Source organism: Synechococcus sp. R60.1 (assembly GCF_047461835.1).
Classification (GTDB): Bacteria; Cyanobacteriota; Cyanobacteriia; order Thermostichales; family Thermostichaceae; genus Thermostichus.
This window is the reverse complement of the sequence record NZ_JANSIA010000021.1, coordinates 1-16,875: the sequence shown is the minus strand read 5'-3', so window position 1 is coordinate 16,875 and position 16,875 is coordinate 1. Positions and strand designations below refer to the sequence as shown.

Sequence of the window (16,875 nt, the reverse complement as noted above, 5' to 3'; positions counted from 1 at the left end):
TATCTAGAATAACCACCAGTGCAGCTCCTCTCTCACTTCTCTGAGCTCTCCCCTCTCTTCTATGGATGCCAAGGATCTGCTTCGGCTTTACCGGGCAGGACGGATCAACTTTGCCGGCGAGAACCTGGCCGCCCTTGACCTGAGCCGGGCCGATTTGATCGGGGTGGATCTCTCCCAAGCAAACCTGCACAGTGCCAATTTGATCTTCGCCTTCTTGGGGCGGGCCAAGCTGCAGAAGGCCAACCTCGTCGGGGCTAACCTCGGGGGGGCCAACCTCAGCCAGGCGGACTTGAGCGAGGCGGATCTCAGAGATGCCCAGTTGCACGGCGCCACCCTACAAGGAGCAGATTTGCATGGGGCCAACCTAACGCTGGCCCTGTTGATCGATGCCAACCTGCTGGATGCGGATTTGCGTTGGGCCAACCTCACCAGTGCCAACTTGGGGGGAGCTTGCTTGCGGGGGGCTAATCTCCGTTTCGATAGCCGCCGGGGAGCGGTATTGCGCAACGCCAATCTTAGCCGCGCTGATCTCAGCGGAGCCAACCTGTCGGGAGCGGATTTGACACGGGCCGACCTGAGCGGGGCCAACCTAAAAGAGGCCAGTTTGATCAAGGCCAACTTGCGAGGGGCCAGCCTGCAGCAAGCCCGTTTGCAGGGAGCCATCCTGAGCGAGACCGACCTGAGGGGGGTTTCTTTTTTGGGGGCAGACCTGCAAGGGGTGCAGATGGCGCGGGCCAACTTGAAGGAGGCGATACTTCGCCAGGTGAATCTGACAGAGGCCAACTTGAGCGAGGCGGATCTGGCCGCAGCCGATCTTTCCGCCAGTTGTCTGTGCTCGGCCAAACTGGCGCGGGCAGATCTGAGTAGGGCCAATCTGGCCGGGGCCGATTTGCGGTGTGCCAACCTGGTGGATGCCTATTTGGGCCGCACCAACCTGGAAAATGCCGATCTCGGCGAGGCAATCCTAACCCGAGCCGATCTGAGCACAGCCAACCTCAGCGGGGCCAATTTGCGCGGGGCAACTCTGCCGGATGGACGGGTAGGCTGATTGGACAGACTCGCTACCGTATGAGGACGAGGATTCTTGTCCCTGAGTGAGACGGGGATCCGCCCCGGAAAAGGTGAGGTTTTCCCCTGCCCCAGAGGGGCCACAACCGCTACCCTACAAGGGAAGGATGGGTCAAAGAGATCCGTGAACAGCCGCCGATTTCTGTCCTTGATGGAAGCTTTGTGGGCCGATCTGCCCTTGCCGGAATGGTTGCCGGGGGCAGGAGAGCGCTCCTGGCAGCAGACGGTGGCAGCCCTGCTCCAGCTATGGCAAGAAGTTGGACAGTTTGGGGTGGTGATCGGTGGGCCGGTGTCTTGGTGGCCCCCCTGGGTGGTTCGGGATCCGCTGCCTCAACTGCCGTCGCCCATTGACGCTCCAGAACCGAACCTGAAGCTGCGGGAGCTGGCCCGTGAAGATCCCTGGCTGTTTACCCCCGACTTGTCCCCCGAGTCGATTCTGACCCCTGGCCAGACGGTGATCCCTCTCCTGCCGCAGGATCCCCTGGTGGAGGAGCCTTTTTTGCTGGTGCTCACCCCTGTTTTTTCGGCGGTGGCCGCCCAAGGGCATCACCCCCACACGCGGCAGAGGGGGATGATGGTGTCTTTTGAGCCGGAAGTGGTGCATCGGGCTTGGCAGATCCTAGAGCAGCGGGTTCAACAGGGTAGGCCGGATCGCTTGCCCTTCTGGCAGGAGCTGATCAAGCACCATCCCCTCATGGAGCCTCATGTGCGGGTGCTGGCCCGCTTCAGCAGCCTTCTTCTGCTGGGAAACCTGGCCGAGTCGGGATCCCCGCCCGCTCGCTTACCCCCCGCCAGAGCCGAGAACTCCCCTGCGCCCACAACCCGGCCAGAAGATTGGCAGAAGCGGCGGTCTCCTCCTTCCCATGGCCAGCCTGCCGGTCAAGGCCAACAGAACAGCCTTTCGGAGGCAGAACTGTTGCGGGCTCTCATCCACGAGATCCAGACGCCCCTCAGCACCATCCGCACCTTGGTTAGTCTCATCCTGAAGCGGCACGATCTGCCGTCGCGGGTACGGGAATACGTGGAGAAAATTGACCGCGAATGTACCGAGCAAATCAACCGCTTCGGGCTGTTTTTCCAGGCTACAGAAACGGTGATGCCCGCTGCTACCCCACAGGAGGGGCGTCGGCTTCAGCTAGAGCCCATTGCGCTGGTGGACTTGGTGCGGCAAAACCTGCCTCGCTGGCAGGAGCAGGTGGAACGGCGGGGATCCCAACTGGAGTTGGAGATTCCCGATGAGCTGCCGGATGTGGTCAGCGATCCCAAGGCGCTGGAAGCGGTGCTGTTTGGCATGGTCGACCGCATTGCCCGCAGCACGCCGGCTGGCAGCCACATTCGCGCCCAGTTGGTCAGCGCAGGGGAGCTGGTCAAACTTCAGTTTCAGGTCAACACACCTGAGGGCAGCGACGCCACTGTTGCCTCAGAGCCCAAATCCCCTCAGGCGATTGGGCAGTTGTTGGTCGTGCAGCCGGACACAGGTGCAGTAAGCCTCAGCCTTCCCGTCACCCAAACTCTGTTCCGCGCCTTGGGGGGCTACCTCACCGTGCGCCATCGCGCCCGTCGGGGGGAAATTCTCAACATCTACCTGCCCCGCCAGCTATAAGCCACCCAGTTGGGATCCCGATAGCGTCTCAGGATTGATATGGCGGATTGCAGGGGAGGTAGGGCTAGGATCGATCTGCCAGCGCCGGGAGAGTCTAGGGATTGGATCCATGCCGAGAGCCAGAAAAGTTGCTGAACACCATCCAGAGCCTGAACCCGTCTGCGGAGCCGGAGAACCCAAGGTTAAGGGGGTCACTCTTTCTGCCCAGCAGCTTTCCACTTTGCTTCACGAAATGCGCAATCCTCTCACCGCCCTGAGCACGCTGGCCAAGTTATTGCAAAAACGCTTGCCCCCCGAGGATCGCAACCACTGGATTGGCCTGAGCATTGAACAGGAGTGCAAGCATTTGCAGGAGCTGCTGGCGGAGTTCGAGCGTTTGGACGGGATCCCGGCCCCCCTCCAGCTTCAGCCCCTCTCCTTGGCCGACCTGCTGCGGGAGTGGATTCCCATCTATCAAGCCTTGGCCGAAACCCAGGGACACCACTTTCAAGCCGTCCTGCCCCCTTCCCTACCCCCTGTACAAGCCGATCCGCGTGCCCTGCGGCAGGTGCTTGATAACTTGATCGACAACGCTTGCAAGTACACCCCGCCCCCAGGTGAGATCCGGCTGAAGGTGGAGCTGGGTGAAGATCCCTCAACTGCTTCGCAATGGGAAGTGTTCGTTGCCGTCTGCGACAACGGCCCCGGCATCCACCCTGAGAACCTGGAGCGGATCTTCGATCCCTTTTTTCGGGCAGATCTTTCTAAGCCAGGGCAGGGGCTGGGGTTGGCCATTAGCCGCGACCTGGCCACCCGGATGGGCGGAGATCTCCAGGTGGAAAGCTCCCCCCAAGGCTCCTGTTTTCGCCTGAGATTGCCCACAGGTTAGTAGGAAGATTGTAGAGATATGGGATGGCAGGTGCCGCCAAACGCTTGAACGCTACCCAGGAGCTGCAGATGGCCTCTTCTCCCCCAGCCAAACCCGAACCCCCTGCTGCCAGTCCAGCAGCCCGCATTCTGCTAGTAGATGATGAACCCGGCTTACGGGAAGCGGTGCAAGCCTACCTCGAGGACAGCGGCTTTGAGGTGATCCCGGCGGCCAACGCCCAGCAGGCTCTGCAACTGCTCAGCACGGCCCAGCCTCAGTTGATCATCTCCGACATCATGATGCCGGGCATGGATGGCTATCAATTTTTGGCCCAACTGCGAAAACTCGAGCCCTACAGCCATCTGCCGGTGGTGTTCCTCACCGCCAAGGGGATGACCGCCGACCGCATCCAGGGTTACCGGGCCGGTGTCGATGCCTATTTGCCCAAGCCCTTCGATCCGGAGGAGCTGGTGGCCATCGTCTCCAATCTCATTGAGCGATCCCGCGCTGCCAGCCCTTCGGAGGTGGTGGCCCGCGAGCTGGCCTCGATTCGCGCCCTGCTGTCGGAGCGCACCCTTGCCACAGCCACGCCTGCCCAGACCTCTGCCCCCACCCCCCTGCCCCCACCCATCAAGGTAGAGCTGACGCCGCGGGAACAACAGGTGTTGGAGAAGGTGGCAGAAGGGCTGATGAACAAGGAGATTGCCAAGCAGCTGCAAACCAGCGTGCGCAACGTGGAAAAATACGTCACCCGCCTGCTGAACAAGACAGGCACCAGCAGCCGCACCGAGCTGGTGCGCTATGCTCTCACCTATGGCTTGATTCGGCTGTAGCTCTCACCCCCAGCCCCTCTCCCCAAGGGAGAGGGGGGAAAGAGCTTACGGCTGTGGCTTGGGCGGCACGGTGACCAGCAGCTCCACCCCAAAGGCGTGATCCCCGGCAGGGTAGCTGGTAATCCCCAGCCCATCGATGCGGGTCAGCAGCTCACGGGCCTCCGGCTCCAAGCCTGCCAAACCACCCGGTAGTGTGGCCTCCAGCACTGTTCGGATCCCTTGCCAATTCAGCAAAAAGTAGCCGTAGTTGGGCTTGGGCAACTGATCGTAGAGGGTTTTCAGCGGCTCGGTTTGGGGAAGCAAATTGCCCTGGCGTTGGGCGAGGGTTTGCAGCGCCGCCGTGCTGGTGGTAACGATCAGGTAGTTGCCTTCCCAAGCCCGCACCAGAAGCGGTCGGTTGAACAAGGGATCCGCCCACGTCACCTGTCCACCCGCCTCCGTTACCCCTACTCCCGATTCTTGGGCCAGCCGATCCAACTGAGTCAGGGCCGCGTTGGCCTTGTCTTTTTGGCTGGTCTCGATCACCAAGGCTGCTCCCATGCCCTGCAACAGGGGATGGGCCTGGGCATCCGGTGCCACCAGCAGGGCCATCTCCCCATCCATCCAAGCCAGCAGATCTTTTTCCAAGTCCAAACGGGTATTGGCGCGAAACTCAGCCCGCAGCTCCTCTAACGACTCCTTGACCGGCGGATCTTTTTCCAGCTCAGGCATAACGGCTTGCCAGCGCTGGGCAATCTGCTGGGTGGTCAGCACCGCCAAGGCATTGCCGGGCAGCCGCTGAATGAGTTCGCCGCGAGCCGTTTGCCACCCCCCCTGCACCTGGGTTTTCGGATCGGTCTGGGTCAACATGCGCAGCCGCAGGCCCTGCTCCTGCCAGTGGGCAGCCATGGCCAAAGAGCGCAGGGGTTGCAGGGATCCCAGCGTCGCCGGATCCAGATCCTGCATCCAGTCTTTGAAAGATTCGGGATCCTCCTGCAAAGCCTGGAAGTTGAAGTAGGCAAAGGCCAGCGTGCCGCTCTTATACAGATCGCCAACAGCGGTGCGGAAACTTTCGGAGCGGCCAATCGGCTCTGCTTCGCCGCGATACACAGCAATCGCCTGCTGCATCACCCTCGGGTCGTTGGCCACCGCCACAAAGCGGTTGCCAAACTCAGCAGTTACCCATCGCTCGCCCGGCTCTCCGTTGGTTTGCACATAGAGGGTGACCCCCTGCTCCTGGCGCTGCTCGAAGTTGGCCCCTTCTGCTGCTGCCTGTTGCCGCACCTGGGCCAAGAATTGCCCGGACAAATCGGCGTTGCGGGTGCTGGCTCCAAACAGGATCCCGGGCACCGGCTCGGCAGCTCCGGGCACCAGATTGGGGATCACCACTGCCATCGTGAATTGCTCGCCAGCCCAAGCTTGCATCTCTTCCCGAGAGAACTCCTTGCCGGTTTCAGCCAAAGCTTCTGCCGTCCAGCTCTCCCACTGGGCCAAAAGGTCAGGGTGAGTGCGAAAAGATTCTTCCGGTTGGGTAGAAAAGGTCAGCACCAGGGGCGCCGACTGGGGAACCAGCGCGGTTTCCGGCAGAACATCGCCGGGCAACTGCACTTGTGGCCCTCTGAGCTGGCAGGATCCCAGAAGCCAAGAGCCCCCCACCGCCATCAACGTAAGGGAGAGAGGACGAAACCGGCACTGAAGTTGGGTCTTCATATCACACCTGCGACGAGCCGTCCTCTTGAGGATAGGCGATGGACTCAGAGCCTGTCTGTGATCGCAGCCTCATACATCGGAATATGTAGAAATTGTTACTTTGGCCGGGCGCGAGCGACCAACTCATCCACGTACTCGTTCCAGCGCAACCCTTCGTGAGCCTGGATCCAAACCACCTGCACCTGAGGGCACTGCTGCTTTAGTTGATACAGTTCCTGAACCAGATCCAAGTTTTCCACCGGCCCGGTGCGCCGCCGCCACCCCTGCGCTGCCCAGCGATCCATCCAGTCGTTGTAGGTCTGTACGCAAAGGTGGGAGTCGCTGTAGATGGTATCTACGCCGTTGCCTTGGGTGTCACGGCAATACCGCAAAGCCCGAATTAAGCCGGTCAGTTCCATGCGGTTGCTGGTGCTATCGGGATCCCCTCCCCAAAACTCTTCCACAACCCGATCATCTTGAACCACCACCACGGCCCATCCCCCTGGCCCCGGATTGGGAGAACATCCCCCGTCGGTGAAGATGCCACTGTGGGGGCAGGCAACCAGACGGCTGGGGCCCGCTCCTTTGCGGCTGTGCATCCGTGAAACCTTGGCCATGGTGCTCATCCGGCGCTAACGGCAACATTTGGGATCCCGGCTCGACAACAGACACTGCATCTTATTGCAGAAGGGCGTGCCGGCACCACTGTTTAGTGTATTCAGCTTCAGAAAAGCTTTGTTTCACACTATTAGCAGCATAAACCCCGTCAACATCAGCTTACGTGACACTGACGCACAAGGTTAAAAACAGTACGAACAAAAACCCCCAGAAAATCTGGGGGAGGAGTGGTGTGTTGAGGTGATGAATACTCGCATGATATCTCTCGAATTCGGTGAGTAGGCCAAACCGGCGAGAGATCCCTGCGTTTTTTTGCAGAAATCATTGCAGATACTGGAAAGCATCAGACACTAGAGACCAGCGCGTCAAAACTGAGCTTATTTCGTCTTGATCAGATATAGTGCTCAATCTCGAAGAAATATCTATTTAGACACCAAATATAGAGAAGCCAGTAATAACTTTTCTTATGCACCTACCGCCGACACTAGGGGTTGTGTCAAGCCCAAATGAGCATAGAGACGGGAAAAGTCAAAATTCGCTGACATTAGCTCTTGGATGCAGCGGACTTTCACCTCCTCGTGCAGGCGAATCTGCCCAAAAACCCGTTCGATGCGGTTGATGGTGGTGAAGGTGTCCAGATCCACCGAGAGGATCGGCACTTCCAGCTCTTCTGCTCGAGACTGAATGCGGGGATCCAGAGGGAGCTTGCCGGTCAAGATCAGGCAGAGGGTGGAAGTTTCTAGGGCGGCCAGTTGAATATCGGTGCGGTCTCCGCCGGTGATCACCGCCTTGTGATCCAGCTTACGGAAGTACTTCAAGGCCGAGTTGACGTTCATCGCCCCTACCGCAATGTCTTCAACCATCAGGTCCATCCGATCCGGACAGCAGAGCACCTCGGCATCCAGTTGCCGCACCAACTCCCCAACGCTGATGCTGCGCAAAATGCGATGGGAGGGCAAAATCCCCAGCACCGGGATCCCGTGTCCCTCCAAAAAAGGCCGAATGATCGTTTTTGCCGGTTGCACCTGGTCGGGCGGCACATCGTTCAGCAGCACGCCTGCCAAATGGGATCCCAGTTGACGATGGACAAAGAGAAGAGAATCAACAGCCAAGGAGGAATGGTAGCGACTGATCAGCAGTACCGGAGCATCCAGGGCTTGGGCCATCTTGGCCAGCGACAGGCCAAACAATTCCCCCTCGTAAAGATCGGCTGGGCCTTCCAGCAGCACCAAATCGGCAGGGGAGCGCTGGACAAACTCCAACAGAGGGGCAACCGGGCACTCTGGAGCTGGATCCCCGGGAGCTCGCTTCATTTGAGCCAGCAAAGCCTCTTCGTTGAGCCGGAGCAGCATCGGCGGCATTTGATCCATCGTCAGCCGCAGAGACTCCGCCACAAAGCGCATATCCGGATCGCCCCCTTCCAGCGAGCAATCTTCCCGCTCGCAAGAACCGATGGGCTTCCCATAGGTGACTTTTATCCCTTGCTGCTGCAGATGCTTGGCCAAACCCAAGATGGCAGCCGACTTACCGCTGAAGGGCTCAGTAGAACCAATTAAAAGGAACTTGGACACGGATGGCTCCCGGTAACGAGAGGGACGAAGGGATCCCTTACTCAGTCTAACGGAGGCTGCTCTCTCCTCAGTTCTGGACTAACCGATTAGGATCGACTCTTCAGGGTAGGTTACCAACGGGCGGGGCTGTTGTTGAGCCAAGGCCAAGACAATCGTCAATGCCCCCAACCGGCCCCAGAACATCACCAGCACAATGATCAGTTGGCCAAACCAGTTGAGCTCCCCGGTAAAGCCCGTCGAGAGGCCGCAGGTGGCAAAGGCGGAGATCACCTCAAACAACACCGGATCCAACCTACTGTTACTGTGGGTCAGCAAAATCAACCAAGCCGCCAACAATACCACAAACAGAGAAACCGTTAACACCGCTGCCGCCTTGCGCACCATGGAGGGATCCAAGCTGCGCCCGGCAATCTGAGCGCTGGGCAAACCGCGGGCATAGCCCCAGAGGGCCAACACCAACACCGCCAAGGTGCCGGTGGTCATGCCGCCCCCCATAGAAGCTGGGGCTGCCCCAATAAACATGAGAGCCATCAGCAGCAACTGGCTGGCCGGGGTCAAATCCTCAATGGGGATCCCGGCAAACCCAGCCGTTCGGGCAGAAACCGACTGAAAAAACGTCAGGCCCAAGCGGCGGGGCCAGCTTACCTCCAGCAGGGATCCGCCGGGCAAGCTCTCTCCCAAAAACAAGCCAATGCCGCCCGTGCAGAGCAAAACCACCACCACGCCCAGGGTAATCCGGGTGTGCAGAGAGGGGCGGTGGCCCCGTGGCCAGGTTAACAAATCCGACAAAACTGGGATGCCCAAACCGCCGATAAAAATCAGACCGGCCAAAATCGCCAGCGACAGACCGTCTGTAGGGATCCCTTCCCGGCCAAACAGGTCAAATCCTGCATTACAAAAGGCCGACACCGCGTGAAAAATAGCCAGAAAAACCGCCCGCTCCGGCCCATAGAGATCCCGCCAATGCACCCAGAGCAGCAAAGCCCCCCCCAACTCAATGAGGGTGACCCCCAGCAGCACCCGCCGAGTCAATTCCAGGATCGCCCCCGGATCGATGAGCCCCAGCGAATTGCACAGCGCCAAGCGATTGAGGAGGGAAATGCGCCGCCCGATCAATTGAAACACCACCACCGCCAACACCATGAAGCCCACCCCGCCAATCTGAATCAGGATCAGCAGCACAATCTGGCCCAACAGGGTGAGATCCTCCGCCGCCACAATCGTCGAGAGCCCCGTCACGCTCAGGGCCGACATGGCCGTAAACAGCGCCTCATTCCAGCTCAAGGGATCCCCGCGCCCGATCCCCGGCAACATGAGCACCAGAGTTCCCACCACTGCCAAGAGCCCCAACCCTGTAACCAGGCGCAATGGCGGCGGCAGCGGGCGACGCCTGTCCCCCCCCAAAAACCACTGCAGACGATCCCCAAAGGCCCTAGAGGACTGAGACAATGCCGAGCCCGGTGTCGGCAGGTGGCGGGCGCGGGATGGTACCGGTGGAACCAAGCGCTCAGAGCCCTCCTCTCGCGGAAGCGGGGCGGAGTCCTCTCTCATCGGATCCCTCCCTACATCTCATTCAGCCGCGAGATATTGGTATTGGCCCCCAGCACCACCAGCAAATCCCCCTTTTCCAATAGGTAGTCTGCGGGGGGAGAGACCACCAGCGATTGCTTTCGCTTCACCACCAGCACCGTGATGCCGAAGCGGCGACGCAGATCCGACTCCGCCAGCGTATGGCCCACCAACGCCTCCGGCACCTGTAATTCCGTAATGCTGTAGCCCGGCTCCAGCTCTAGCTGATCTAGGATCCCCGGTGCTGTCAACACCTGAGCCAAACGGCGCCCTGCCTCTTGCTCCGGCAACACCACCCGATCTGCCCCCACTCGCAGGAGAATAGAGCGTTGCCGCTCGGTCGACGCCTTACAGACCACATTGCGCACCCCCAGACTTTTCAGGGCCACCGTCGTCAGCAAATTGCTCTCAAAATCGCTGCCAATGGCCACCACCACCGTGTCGAAGGAGAGGATATCCACCGCTCGCAGCGCATCTTCATCGCTGGAATCGAGTGCCACCACCTGCGTCAGCTGATCCGCCAGGCGCTGCACGATCTCACGGCTGCGGTCGATCCCCAAGACATTGTGCCCTCGCTCCATCAAGGTGAGAGCCAAGCTAGAACCAAAGCGCCCCAGACCAATTACCGCATATTCACGATCCACCCGCTGTCGTTCGCGCCAGCGGAACGCAGTCCCTGCCATAGGATCTCCTGCCCCCTCTTTCAAGAACAGATCATAAGTTCATCCAGCAGGGATCGGAAGGGCCGCGACTCTAGGCCGACTCAGGCTTGGGCAGCGTAGAGGGGTGAGGAATCAGCTCGCGGGTGGAACGGCGCTCCACCATCTCTGCGGTGATGCGGATGTGCTTTAGGTCGCGGCGGGAGGGTGCCTCGTACATCACATCCAGCATTAGCTCTTCCACAATGGCCCGCAGGGCGCGAGCCCCGGTCTTGCGGCGATAAGCCTCTTTGGCAATGGCAGCAATGGCGGCAGGTTCAAACTCCAGTTCCACCCCGTCCATGCGCAACAGCTTCTGCGCCTGCTTGAGAATGGCGTTTTTGGGCTGCGTCAGGATCGCCTCCAGCGCCTTCTCATCCAGCGGATCCAAAGTCGCCACTACCGGGAGCCGCCCCGTGAATTCGGGAATCATGCCGTACTTGATCAAGTCTTCAGGCTCCAAAGCCTTGAGGGCATTGGCCATACGTTGCTCGCGGCTAACCGACAATTGCTCCCCTGGCTTGATAAAGCCCATCGATTTCTTGCCAATGCGCTGCTCGATTACTTTTTCCAGGCCAACAAAAGCCCCCCCGCAAATGAAGAGGATGTTGGAAGTGTCGATTTGAATGCAGTCTTGATAGGGGTGCTTGCGCCCTCCCTGGGGAGGCACGTTGGCTATTGTCCCTTCCAGCATCTTCAACAAAGCCTGCTGCACCCCCTCGCCGGAGACATCGCGGGTAATGGAGGGGTTCTCGCTTTTGCGGGCAATTTTGTCGATTTCGTCGATGTAGATGATGCCGCGCTGGGCCTCTTCTACGTCCATGTCCGCCACCTGCAGCAGGCGCAACAGGATGTTTTCCACATCCTCGCCCACATAGCCAGCTTCCGTAAGGGTGGTAGCATCTGCAACCGCAAAAGGCACATCCAACATGCGAGCCAGGGTTTCCGCCAGCAGGGTTTTGCCGGAGCCAGTGGGGCCAATGATCAAAATGTTGGACTTCTGTAGCTCCACCTCATCCAGTTCCGAAACTCCGACGCTACCGGGGTTGGCCTTGGCAGCCAGACGCTTGTAGTGGTTGTAAACCGCCACCGACAAAACCTTCTTAGCTTTTTCTTGGCCAATCACATATTGGTCGAGATAGCGCATGATCTCCTGCGGCTTGGGCAACTGCGCCAAAGAAGGCAGGCTGCGGGAGGATTTTTTAGGAGCTTCACGCCGGCCGCCGGCAGGGGCGGCAGCAGGAGGAGTGTTGCCGTCGTAGAGTTCCTCATCCAAAATCTCGTTGCAGAGCTCCACGCACTCGTCACAGATGTAGACCCCCGGCCCCGCAATCAACTTACGCACCTGATCCTGTGACTTGTTGCAGAAGGAGCACTTTAGATGGGAGTCATATTTGGCCATGGGATCCTCGTTGCTGCTTGCTCTTGGCTATCCTAATCCGGCAAAAGCCAGAAGAAAACTAAACCTTCCAATCCAGTCGCAAATTGGCTGCGAAAGCGTAAGGAGGCCGAAGTTGGTGGAATCTCACTGACCTACTAGTCTAGCATCTCCACTGGGCTCGTAGGGCTTGTTTCCGGATCCCCAAGGGGGCAGGGTGCCAAGAGATTCCCATGGGGATCAACTGGAAAGACTGGAGATATAGTCATTTCAAACTGGATTGAGACACTTCCCAAGCGCTCGGTGCCGCTTCCGCGACCACCCACTCTTCAGGGAGCTGGGAAGCAATGCAACGGAGGTGTTTCATTCTTGCTTCAAAGTGACCATAAGCTTCTCCAGCGCTCTGCGCTACCCGTGCAAACGCCACAGCCTCGGTTCTCCCCAAGTGTCTTACAAGGAGGAAAACTGGAAATGGAAGGGGTGAGCCGTTTCGCTGCTATCGGGAATGGTCATACATCCTTTGGACGGATTTATAGAAAAACCGCCCGACTTGACGCCGAGCGGAAGATGGTGTGAGGAGTGAACGGAAACATGCGTCTCCGCTGATCCCATCATAGTTGACCTTATCTGGCACTGGCAAAGGAATCCTTCAGTTAAGTTGGATACTTTTTGGAGGTGTGGCCGCGCCTTTTTGTAACCAAAAAGGGGAAGGAACTGTCCGTGTTTCGTTCGCTTCCCCCTATTGGCGTCCACTCCTCACTAGAGGTGAATCATAAATTATCCCTGCCGCTAAGACAACCCACCCTACCCAAGTTTTTCGGGGATCCACCCTGTCAAGGATGCAGATCACCGGATTCCACGGTGGGATCCAGCGCCAACAGCTCCGCTTCGGTCAGCAGGGGGATCCCCAGTTGTTGGGCTTGCTCCAGCTTGGAGCCGGGGTCAGAGCCCACCACCACGTAGTCGGTTTGGCGGCTGACGCTGGCGGTGACTTTGCCCCCCCGACTCTCAATCCAAGCCTTGGCCTGCTGGCGGGAGAGGGTGGGCAAGGTGCCGGTGATTACGAATTTTTTCCCGGCCAGGATCTGGGAGACGGCAGGGTTCTCCTGCTGAGGAAGAGCGGGGATCCCGAGCGCCTGCAACTCCTGCAACAGGCGACGATGGGCCGGCTCGGCAAACCAGGCCACCACCGCTTCCGCCACTTCCGCGCCTATCCCGTAGATCTGGGCGATGGTTTCTGCGCTGGCTTGGGCCAAAAGCTCAGGGGTGGGAAAATGGCCGGCCAAAATCTGGGCAGTGACCACCCCCACATGGGGGATCCCCAGCCCGTAGAGCACCCGTTCCCAGGGCTGCTGGCGAGAGCGCTGAATGGCTTGCACCAGCTTTTGGCTGGAGCGGGATCCCATTCCCTCCAAACCCTGCAACTGCTCTGGGGTGAGGCGGTAGAGATCGGCTACGGTGCGCACCCCCAAGCTCTCCACCAATTGGGCTGCCCGCTTTTCCCCTAAGCCTTCGATATCCAAAGCATCACGGCTGGCCCAGTGCTGCAATTGGCCCCGCAGCTTGGCCGGGCACTCGGGGTTGGGGCAGCGGGTCACGGCTTCGCCGGGGGGACGAACCAAGGGGGTGTGGCATTCGGGGCACTGGCTGGGCAGGCTGTAGGGAACAGCGTCGGCAGGGCGCAATTCCTTCAGGATCCCGACCACCTCCGGGATGATCTCCCCGGCTTTGCGCACGATGGCAGTATCGCCAATGTGCACATCCAGCTCCCGCAGGCGATCGGCATTGTGCAGGCTGGCGCGGCTGACAAGGGTGCCGGCCAAAGGAACCGGCTCCAGCTCTGCCACTGGAGTGACGGCGCCGGTACGGCCCACGCTGGCCACGATGGCGCGGATGCGGGTGGGGACTTCCTGGGCAGGGTATTTGAGGGCAATGGCCCAGCGGGGAAATTTTTGCGTAAAGCCGGCCTCCTCCTGCAGCCGCAAGGAGTTCAATTTCACCACCACCCCGTCGCTGGCGTAGGGGAGCTGGGCACCCCGCCATCGCTCATAAAATTGGATCACTTCTCCCAAGCCCCGACAGACCTGGGAAAGGGGGTTGACTGGAAATCCCAATTCCTTGAGCTGCTGCAGACACTGCCACTGGGTTTGCGGGGGATCCCCGGCGGGCCATCCTTCCGGCCAGTGGAGGGCGTAGGCGAAGAAGCTGAGCTTGCGGGCGGCCACAACGCGGCTATCCAACTGCCGCAGGGTACCGGCAGCACAGTTGCGCGGGTTGGCAAAGGGGGGATCCCCGGCGGAACGACGCTCTTGGTTGATCCGTTCAAACTCGGCTAGGGCCAGATAGACTTCCCCCCGCACCTCCAAAACGGGAGGCGGATCTGCTGTCGCCAGCCGCAGGGGAATCGAACGAATGGCGCGCACGTTGGGGGTGATGTCCTCTCCGGCCTGTCCGTCCCCCCGAGTAGCACCCCGCTCCAAAAGACCCTCGATGTAGGTTAGGGCCAAGGCGGCGCCATCAATCTTCAGCTCACAGACATACTCCAGCTCTCCCTCTGTCCTGCTGTCGGGAACAGGGGCACGGCCCAAAACTCGCAGCAGACGCTCTTGCCACTCCTCTAGCTCTTCTGGGTTGAAAGCGTTTTCCAAGCTGTAGAGGGGGATGCGGTGGAAGACGGTGGGAAAATGCTCTGCAGGTTTTTCTCCCACCCGCTGAGTAGGGCTATCGGGGGTGACCAGTTCAGGGTAAGCCCGCTCCAGCTCTTGCAGCTCGCGGTAAAGGCGGTCGTAAACGCTGTCTTCCAGGATGGGAGCATCGTGGACATAGTAGGCAATGCTGGCCTTCTGCAGCAGGGTGCGCAGCTCGCGGGCGCGTTCTTCCAGATGGGGATCCATAACTCCTTGGGTGAGCAAGGTCTACCCCTAGGTTAGGGCTCCTGAGGAGCCAATAAGTAGGAGCCGATATTCTCCAAGCTGGGAGGATGTAGGAAGGGGATGGTCAAGATGGCCTGCTGGGAAAATGGCTGGGGGAGCTGGGCCAGAAGAGTCTGGTGACGACGGCGGAGGGCCTCTCCAAAGGGGGTAGAATCCTCCAACCACACCCGATTGAGAACGGCGTAGGGATGAGGGATCCCCAAAGCATCCAATTCCGCCAAGAGACGCTCGGTTTCCGCCAGAACTGCTTGCTCGGGGTTAAAGACGGGGATAAAGGTAACAAACTGGGGATCCTGGAGCTGCTGCCGGAGCTGTCGCACCTGGGCCAAGAGCTCCCGCATCCGCTGCGCCCATTCCGGCCTGCCCACCACATCCCGATATTTCAGCCACAGCTTCAGGGCCAAGCTTACCCAACCTTCCAGAGCCTGGGGCATCTGCAGAAACCGCAAGAGATGGCCTGTGGGAGCCGTGTCCAGCACCACCAGGTCGAACTGCCCGCTCGTCTCCTGTCGGAGAACACTCAACAGGGCCATCACCTCATCCAGGCCGGGTGGGGGCATCTGCAGCAGTTGCCGCCACGCCTGCGGGTCGTATTGGACTTCCACCCCTGCCGTCCCCTCCCCCGCCAAGATGGCCGCCACCTCCTCCAGATAATCCTGCCGGAATTGCTCCAGCACCGCCGCCGCATCGACCTCCTGCCCCAGCAGGTTGGGCAGCAGGGGAATGGGATCCTGACCCAGTTTCGTCTGAAACAGATCCCCCAGCGAGTGAGCCGGATCGATGGAGACCAGCAACAGCTGCTTGTCGGGATGGCGCTTGGCCAAGTTCCAAGCCAGGGCCCCGGCCACCGTCGTCTTGCCCACACCCCCTTTGCCCCCCACCAACACCAGTCGGATCCCTTGGGTCAAAAAATCCGGTAGGGACGGGATCCCCTTGAAGGAAGGGAAGAGGGTGGAGAAGAGAGACTTTCTCTTCTCTTGGCTCTCTGCTTTTTGCTCTGGGATCCCTTCCAACTCCAGCAGCACCTCTGGCAAGGGGCGAAGCTGCTGAACCAGCTCATCCAGGGCCGCCAACCCAACCGGCTCCTGCAGTTGATAAGGACAGACCCAGATAGGATATCCGGGCAGCTCCTCCTGTAGGGCTTTGAGCACACGCCGCTGTTCCTGTTGCCGCGCCGAGTAGAGAGGAGAGGGGAGAGCAGCGGGCAGCGAAGGTTGGCTGTTATTCTCTCTTGCAAGCAGCACCTGATTGACCAGAAGACCGCCGATGGGCACGCGGCGGTTTTGCAGTTGCTGACAAAAGCGGCGGGTTTCCGCCACGCTCAACTGCTCCGGGATCATCACCAGCCAAGCAGAGGTGCTCTCCGGATTGGTCAAGCGGGCTTTGCCCCCCTCAAGTTCCCCCTGCAACTGGGCCAAAAACGCATCCGCCTCATCCGGTCGATAGGTGCCTGTCAGGGCTTGGGCGATCTCCCGATGCTTGGCCTGAAAGGTGGCAAACACGGCCAGCAGATTATCTAAAAAGTCGGGCAGCTCCAACAGCCGCAGGGTATGCCCGGTGGGGGCCGTATCCAGAATGACCGTATCCACCTCCTCCCTCGCCAGCAGCCGGTTGACCTCCAGAATCGCCATCAGCTCATCCACCCCCGGCCACGCCAAATCCCAGATCGGCAGCAGATCCTCTCGGCCAAACCAACTGCCCCGCTCGGCAATGAGCTCCAGGGCCGGCCCATAGGTTTGCCGAAAAGATTGCAACAAAATCTCCGCTTGCAAAGCCCGCACCTGTAAATTGGGGCGATCCGGCAAGGGTTGGGCCACATCCGTAACCGAGATTTGCAGCACGTCCCCCAGCGAGTGGGCGGGATCTGTGGACATCAGGAGCAGACGGCGCTGGGGATCCACCTGGGCCAGTTGGCGAGCCAGCGCGCAGGTCAGGGTCGTTTTGCCCACTCCTCCCTTGCCGCTGAACAGCAAGAGGCGTTGGGAAGCCAAGAGCAGAGGATGGCAGGAATGCTGATACATTTACGCTGAACACTGCTGACCATTACTGCTCAACGGTGAAGCGATAGCATTCTGTCCATTTCCGTTCG

General features: G+C 59.8%; 12 protein-coding genes. 4 read left to right on the top strand and 8 right to left on the bottom strand.

Annotated features, from left to right (window positions below):
* Positions 1-61 precede the first annotated feature (61 nt).
* The 4 genes from NW834_RS04820 (at position 62) to NW834_RS04805 (ending at position 4,351) form a co-directional block, all read left to right on the top strand.
* Positions 62-1,048 carry a pentapeptide repeat-containing protein gene (locus NW834_RS04820; RefSeq protein WP_414419763.1) on the top strand — a complete coding sequence of 329 codons (987 nt, stop codon included), beginning with the start codon at positions 62-64 and terminating at the stop codon, positions 1,046-1,048.
* Positions 1,049-1,192: 144 nt separating this feature from the next.
* The gene (locus tag NW834_RS04815) at positions 1,193-2,671 is read left to right on the top strand and encodes a sensor histidine kinase (protein ID WP_011432968.1); all 1,479 of its coding nucleotides are present in this window, start codon (positions 1,193-1,195) and stop codon (positions 2,669-2,671) included.
* 109 nt (positions 2,672-2,780) lie between these two features.
* Complete coding sequence (locus NW834_RS04810) at positions 2,781-3,539, top strand: sensor histidine kinase (RefSeq protein ID WP_414343700.1); 759 nt, start codon at positions 2,781-2,783, stop codon at positions 3,537-3,539.
* Between the two features lie 68 nt (positions 3,540-3,607).
* Complete coding sequence (locus tag NW834_RS04805) at positions 3,608-4,351, top strand: response regulator transcription factor (protein ID WP_011432966.1); 744 nt, start codon at positions 3,608-3,610, stop codon at positions 4,349-4,351.
* 45 nt (positions 4,352-4,396) lie between these two features.
* Here NW834_RS04805 and NW834_RS04800 read toward each other — a convergent pair whose 3' ends face one another.
* From NW834_RS04800 to NW834_RS04765, 8 genes are all read right to left on the bottom strand, one after another.
* Entirely contained in the window at positions 4,397-6,040 is a 1,644-nt protein-coding gene (locus NW834_RS04800) for a DUF3352 domain-containing protein (protein WP_414419758.1), read from the bottom strand.
* Between the two features lie 95 nt (positions 6,041-6,135).
* Complete coding sequence (locus tag NW834_RS04795) at positions 6,136-6,636, bottom strand: ribonuclease H family protein (protein WP_414419759.1); 501 nt, start codon at positions 6,634-6,636, stop codon at positions 6,136-6,138.
* Between the two features lie 465 nt (positions 6,637-7,101).
* A complete protein-coding gene (locus tag NW834_RS04790; RefSeq protein WP_414373322.1) occupies positions 7,102-8,208 on the bottom strand; it encodes a phosphotransacetylase family protein in 1,107 nt (368 codons plus the stop codon).
* A gap of 78 nt (positions 8,209-8,286) precedes the next feature.
* Positions 8,287-9,711: a TrkH family potassium uptake protein gene (locus NW834_RS04785; protein ID WP_414419760.1), complete on the bottom strand. Its 1,425-nt coding sequence runs from the start codon at positions 9,709-9,711 to the stop codon at positions 8,287-8,289.
* 59 nt (positions 9,712-9,770) lie between these two features.
* Positions 9,771-10,460 carry a potassium channel family protein gene (locus NW834_RS04780; RefSeq protein WP_414329043.1) on the bottom strand — a complete coding sequence of 230 codons (690 nt, stop codon included), beginning with the start codon at positions 10,458-10,460 and terminating at the stop codon, positions 9,771-9,773.
* 70 nt (positions 10,461-10,530) lie between these two features.
* Positions 10,531-11,877: an ATP-dependent protease ATP-binding subunit ClpX gene (gene clpX / locus NW834_RS04775; RefSeq protein WP_414343692.1), complete on the bottom strand. Its 1,347-nt coding sequence runs from the start codon at positions 11,875-11,877 to the stop codon at positions 10,531-10,533.
* An 809-nt stretch (positions 11,878-12,686) separates the two neighbouring features.
* The gene (gene ligA, locus NW834_RS04770) at positions 12,687-14,747 is read right to left on the bottom strand and encodes an NAD-dependent DNA ligase LigA (protein ID WP_414419761.1); all 2,061 of its coding nucleotides are present in this window, start codon (positions 14,745-14,747) and stop codon (positions 12,687-12,689) included.
* 32 nt (positions 14,748-14,779) lie between these two features.
* Entirely contained in the window at positions 14,780-16,807 is a 2,028-nt protein-coding gene (locus NW834_RS04765; protein WP_414419762.1) for an ArsA family ATPase, read from the bottom strand.
* Positions 16,808-16,875: the final 68 nt, after the last annotated feature.

Excerpts from the sequence above, each read along its gene's own strand:
- NW834_RS04810 (WP_414343700.1), top strand. The coding sequence starts at position 2,781 with ATGCCGAGAGCCAGAAAAGTTGCTGAACACCATCCAGAGCCTGAACCC.
- ligA (WP_414419761.1), bottom strand. The coding sequence starts at position 14,747 with ATGGATCCCCATCTGGAAGAACGCGCCCGCGAGCTGCGCACCCTGCTG.
- clpX (WP_414343692.1), bottom strand. The coding sequence starts at position 11,877 with ATGGCCAAATATGACTCCCATCTAAAGTGCTCCTTCTGCAACAAGTCA.
- NW834_RS04800 (WP_414419758.1), bottom strand. The coding sequence starts at position 6,040 with ATGAAGACCCAACTTCAGTGCCGGTTTCGTCCTCTCTCCCTTACGTTG.
- NW834_RS04820 (WP_414419763.1), top strand. The coding sequence starts at position 62 with ATGGATGCCAAGGATCTGCTTCGGCTTTACCGGGCAGGACGGATCAAC.
- NW834_RS04765 (WP_414419762.1), bottom strand. The coding sequence starts at position 16,807 with ATGTATCAGCATTCCTGCCATCCTCTGCTCTTGGCTTCCCAACGCCTC.
- NW834_RS04795 (WP_414419759.1), bottom strand. The coding sequence starts at position 6,636 with ATGGCCAAGGTTTCACGGATGCACAGCCGCAAAGGAGCGGGCCCCAGC.
- NW834_RS04780 (WP_414329043.1), bottom strand. The coding sequence starts at position 10,460 with ATGGCAGGGACTGCGTTCCGCTGGCGCGAACGACAGCGGGTGGATCGT.
- NW834_RS04805 (WP_011432966.1), top strand. The coding sequence starts at position 3,608 with ATGGCCTCTTCTCCCCCAGCCAAACCCGAACCCCCTGCTGCCAGTCCA.